General features: G+C 68.5%; 5 protein-coding genes and 1 tRNA gene. 2 read left to right on the plus strand and 4 right to left on the minus strand.

What is annotated here, in order from left to right; all coding sequences use genetic code 11:
* Positions 1 to 89: 89 nt before the first annotated feature.
* Both G6019_RS00545 and G6019_RS00550 read right to left on the minus strand, forming a co-directional pair.
* Complete coding sequence (locus G6019_RS00545) at positions 90 to 800, minus strand: TetR/AcrR family transcriptional regulator (protein ID WP_182612952.1); 711 nt, start codon at positions 798 to 800, stop codon at positions 90 to 92.
* A gap of 8 nt (positions 801 to 808) precedes the next feature.
* Positions 809 to 1,309, minus strand: a complete 501-nt coding sequence (locus G6019_RS00550; RefSeq protein WP_182612953.1) for a peroxiredoxin — start codon at positions 1,307 to 1,309, stop codon at positions 809 to 811.
* 149 nt (positions 1,310 to 1,458) lie between these two features.
* Between G6019_RS00550 and G6019_RS00555 the strand changes: the two genes are divergently transcribed.
* Positions 1,459 to 1,731, plus strand: coding sequence for a DUF3618 domain-containing protein (locus G6019_RS00555; protein WP_107756019.1), 273 nt, complete (start codon positions 1,459 to 1,461; stop codon positions 1,729 to 1,731).
* Between the two features lie 95 nt (positions 1,732 to 1,826).
* Here G6019_RS00555 and G6019_RS00560 read toward each other — a convergent pair.
* Positions 1,827 to 1,899 (minus strand) — tRNA-Lys (locus G6019_RS00560).
* Positions 1,900 to 2,102: 203 nt separating this feature from the next.
* Between G6019_RS00560 and G6019_RS00565 the strand changes: the two genes are divergently transcribed.
* Positions 2,103 to 3,332, plus strand: coding sequence for a L,D-transpeptidase (locus G6019_RS00565; RefSeq protein WP_182612954.1), 1,230 nt, complete (start codon positions 2,103 to 2,105; stop codon positions 3,330 to 3,332).
* A gap of 14 nt (positions 3,333 to 3,346) precedes the next feature.
* Here G6019_RS00565 and G6019_RS00570 read toward each other — a convergent pair whose 3' ends face one another.
* Positions 3,347 to 4,582 (minus strand): cation:proton antiporter domain-containing protein, encoded by a 1,236-nt coding sequence (locus G6019_RS00570; RefSeq protein ID WP_182612955.1) that lies wholly within the window; start codon positions 4,580 to 4,582, stop codon positions 3,347 to 3,349.
* Between the last annotated feature and the right edge of the window lie 102 nt (positions 4,583 to 4,684).

Below are 4,684 nucleotides of genomic sequence, written 5' to 3' on the forward strand. Positions count from 1 at the left end.
GCGATACGCCCCTCGGACCGCGATGCGCCCGCGTACCTCCGGGGGCGCAGGCGAATCCGAGGGGCGAAGCGCCGCCTGTGCCGACGGCGTCAGTCCGCTTGGGCCTCCTTCTCCGCCAGCCAGAGATACGCGGTGAGCATCCGCTTGAGTTCGGTGACGGTGGCGTCGTGGATGTCCTCGCCCGTGGCGGAGCCGGCGCTGACGGAGAAGTTGAGCATCGAATAGGACACGTGGACCAGCACCTCGGCCATGAAGGCGCGGCGCTGCCGTTCGGTGGACGGCATGAGCGGGGCGAGCACGCTGGCGATCATCCTGGCCAGCTCGCGCTCGTTGACCGCGGCGGTGGCTCGAGTGGCAGGGGTGGCCTGCGTGGCCAGCCAGACCGCTCGCCGGGAGGGATCGCGCAGCCACAGATCCGCCAGGTGGTCGAGGAAGTCGTTGAGCAGCTCCGGCCAGTCCAGCGCGGGGATCTTCTGCGCGAAGCGTTCGACCTCCTCGATCACGCTGTGCGCGTCCTGGCGGTCCAGCTCGCACACCAGCACGTATTTGTTGGCGAAGAACTGGTACAGCGTCCCGATCGGCACTCCCGCGCGGGAGGCCACCTCTTCGCAGGTGAACGAATCGAATCCCACCTCGACCAGCACATCGCGGGCGGAGGACAGCAGTGCCTGAAACTTGCGCCGGCTCCTCTCCTGGATGGGCCGGCGCCGGGGCACCAGGATGTTCGGTTCATCCTGGACGGCCTCGTCAACAGAGTCCGGGGTCTGGTCCTGCATCCGCTCGTGCGGTTCGGCCGGCATGGGTGAACTCAGCCCTCCGCGGGTTCGGGCAGGTCCACGCCGAGGAGCTTGGAGAGCATGGCCACGTGACCCTTGGCCCGGACGTTGTACCGGGCCAGGGAGAGGGTTCCGTCGGACTCCACGACGAACGTCGAGCGGATCACGCCCATCACGGTTTTGCCGTAGTTCTTCTTCTCGCCGAACGCGCCCCACTCGGTGAGCATGGTCTTGTCCGGATCGGACAGCAGAGGGAATGTGATGCCGTGCTTGTCCCGGAAGCGCTGGAGCTTCTCCGGCGCGTCGGGTGACACCCCCACCACCCCGATACCGGCCTCCCGCAGTTCCTGGAGGGCTCCCTCGAAGTCCACGGTCTCGGTGGTGCAGCCGGGCGTCAGAGCGGCTGGGTAGACGTACACGACCACGCGCCCGTGCGCGGTGAGCAGGTCCTGCAGCGACGTGGGGTTTCCGTCGGCGTCGGGGAGGGTGAAGTCGGGGGCGGTCTGGCCCACCTCGAGCCGTGGTGTGGTCACCGGTGCTCCTGGAGTCGGGTCGGGGTCTGTGATCACACCAACCTATCCGATGCGTCGGCGCGCGGGCGCGGATCATCGGCGGGTGCAGTACCGTGGGCGGGGTCCAGAATCCGCGGCCAGCCGCGTGACGAGCGATTGACGGAGGTCTCGTGTCCAGGAGTTACGACAGCATCGAAGGCGACATCGCCAAGGCGCGTGACGATCTCGCGACGACGTTGGACGAGATCGTCGACCGGGTCAATCCCAAGAACCTGGCCGAAGAGGGTAAGGAGAGGGCCGTTGCCGCCCTCACCGATCCCCGGGTACTCGCAGTGCTCGGCGGAGTGGCGGCGCTGATCCTCGGCGGCATCTCGGTGTCGATCGCCAACAAGCGCAAGGAGCGTCGTCGCATCGAGGCCTATCTCGAGGCGCGCCGGGCCTGAGTCGGCGCGCCCGGCCCGCTCACCGCGCCGGGCCCGCTCACCGGAACCACGACGACGAGAGGCCCTCCCCGACCGGGGAGGGCCTCTCGCTTCTGTGCGCCATCAGGGACTCGAACCCCGAACCCGCTGATTAAGAGTCAGCTGCTCTGCCAATTGAGCTAATGGCGCCCGCGTGGTGCGAGAGAAACAGTAACAGGGCCCCGCCGTCAACACGAAATCGCCTGGTCAGGACGGGGGTAGACGGGCCAGGAGGCGGTGATCCTTTATCAATTCGATATGAAATGCAGTGGCGGACGCATGCATACTTGTGAAGACATCCCTCTGGCTCAGTTCATGGTCTGAAGGGACATGACGCTCGGAAGGGGCCATTAGTGAACGTGCGCCACACGGATCGGACCAGACGCCGGGCCCGCGCGCGGTCGAGATCCCGGATCGCGCTGGCCGCCGTGTTCGCGGGCTCCCTCGTGTTGACAGGGTGCACCATCGGGTCAGGGGGAGCGGACGACGGCCAGGTCGCCGAGGCCCCCGCGGAGCCGTCCGCGGTGATCGACGTCTCCGTGGAGGACGGGTCGCTCGACGCCAACCCCGCGGAGCCGGTGGTGCTCACCGCCAGAGACGGCCGTTTCGATTCGGTGGTCATGCGCAACCCGGAGGGCGTGCAGGTCCAGGGAGAGTTCAACCCGGATCTCACCGAGTGGCGGACCACCGAAGACCTTGGATACAGCCGCGAGTACACGCTGGAATCCACCGCGACCGACGACGCCGGTCTGGTCACCCGGAGCACCGTTACGTTCAGCACCGTCACTCCCCGTGTCCTCACCGCCGCGTATCTCACGACGGGTCAGGGTGCGACGGTGGGCATCGGCCAACCCGTGGCGGTGATGTTCGACGAGCCGATCGCGGACCGTCGCGCGGCGCAGGACAACATCCACATCCGGACCGAGCCAGAGGTGGAGGGTGCCTTCTACTGGGTGTCCAACCAGGAGGTCCGGTGGCGTCCGGCCGAGTACTGGGCGCCGGGAACCACGATCGACGTCGACGTGGACATCTACGGCAAGGACCTGGGCGGCGGGATGTACGGCCAGGAGAACGTGCGCAGCGATTTCCAGATCGGTGACGCGGTCATCTCCCGGGTCGACGACTCGACCAAGCAGATCGTGGTCGAGCGCAACGGCGAGGTGATCAAGACCATGCCCACCTCGATGGGCAAGGCCGACACCCCGACGCCGAACGGCACGTACGTGATCGGGGAGAAGTTGGCCTCCATGGTGATGGACTCCTCGACCTACGGCGTTCCGGTCGACTCGCCGGACGGCTACCGCACCCCGGTGCAGTACGCCACGCGGATGTCGTACAGCGGCATCTTCGTCCACGCCGCGCCGTGGTCCGTCTGGGCCCAGGGCAGCCAGAACGTCAGCCACGGGTGCCTCAACGTCACCACGGCCGATGCGAAGTGGTTCTACGACAACGCCAAGCGGGGCGACATCTTCGAGGTCTCCGGCACGGTCGGCCCGACGCTGCCGGGGTGGGACGGCCTGGGTGACTGGAACATCCCGTGGGAGACCTGGAAGGCCGGGAACGCGGACGCGGGCACCGCCTGACGTGCGCAGCACCCTCAGCAGGAGTGATCGGTGGCCCGGTCGTCGCGTCGACCGGCGGCTCTGAACACCGCACGACCGGGAGCCGCGGTAACGCCGTGGGCGAGGGTGCTGGCCACCACGATGAGGGTGCCCACGCCGAGCAGCAGCGAATCCGGACCCGCCCGGGACGCCTCCTCGGTCAGGTAGAACACCGCCGCGACGCCGACCGGACCGAACCAGCCGAGGAACGCGGCATCGCGAACGCGCAGTCCGAGGGGACGCATGAGGGCGAGAAGCACCGGCGGACGCCGGAGTACGAGCACCGCGACGGTGAGCAGCACCGCTCCCCACCCCAACCGCGCCCACTCCGCCCACGGCAGCATCGCCCCCAGGGCCAGGAAGAACGGTAGGACCGCGAACTGGTTGATCGCCTCGTCGATCTCCACCTCCACCCGCCTCTCGTTTCCGGCACTGGTCAGGTTGAAGGCCAGTCCCGAGACGAACGCGGCGAACACCCCGTTGACTCCCAGCAGGCCCGAGCAGCCCAGGACCAGGAGGGCCAACAGCAGGGTGAACATGAGAATCGGGCCGTTCTCGGCGGCGTCGTGGCGCTCCGAGAAATGGAGGGCCTTGGCCGCCGCCACCCCGGCGAGAACACCCAACGCCAGGGCCCCGAGAATCTGCCAGCCGATCTCCAGGGCGGCCTGCCCGGCGGTGAGCGGGGTCGCCACGGCGAGCGCGATCACGACGAGAGGAAGGGCCAATCCGTCGTTCGCCCCCGATTCGAGTGAGAGCAGCTGCCGGTCGTCTTCGGGCAGGTCCCGCTCGGCGGCGTCGCCGGTCACCGCCGCGGAGGACAGAACGGGGTCCGTGGGGCAGATCGCGGTGCCGAAGAGCAACGCCACCGCGATGGGGATGCCCAGCGCCCAGATCGCCAGACCGGTGGAGATGAGCGCCATCGCCGGCATCACCACCAGCAGCAGGAGGGCCAGACGCCGCCAGTGACGTCGTATCGCCGAGAAGGGATAACGCAGCGCCACACCCATCACGGAGACGGCGAGAAGGATCTCCGCGCCGCGATGGAGCGTCGAGGGGTCGGCGACGATGTCGGGGACGTCGAGAACCCCGGCGACCGCCGGCCCCAGGACGATGCCGACCCCGAGCGCGATGAGGGGCTCCGACACGGGCCACCGGTGGAGTCGCGCGGACACCGCGACGATCACGACGCCGAGCGCGCCGACCGTCGCGAGCAACAGATCGAGTGTGGACACGTGGCCTCCAGGTCAGTCCGGTCCACCGGAACCCTAGGCAACCCCGGGCGGCCGCGCCATCGGTCCCTCTACTCCCGCGGCGGGCCTCGCCGACGGAGCGGC

The sequence above is a fragment of the Dietzia sp. DQ12-76 genome (genome assembly GCF_014145045.1).
In the GTDB taxonomy this organism is placed as follows: domain Bacteria; phylum Actinomycetota; class Actinomycetes; order Mycobacteriales; family Mycobacteriaceae; genus Dietzia.

What these genes read in the sequence shown, in the direction of transcription:
- G6019_RS00545 (WP_182612952.1), bottom strand. Translation starts at nt 800, where the DNA reads ATGCCGGCCGAACCGCACGAGCGGATGCAGGACCAGACCCCGGACTCT.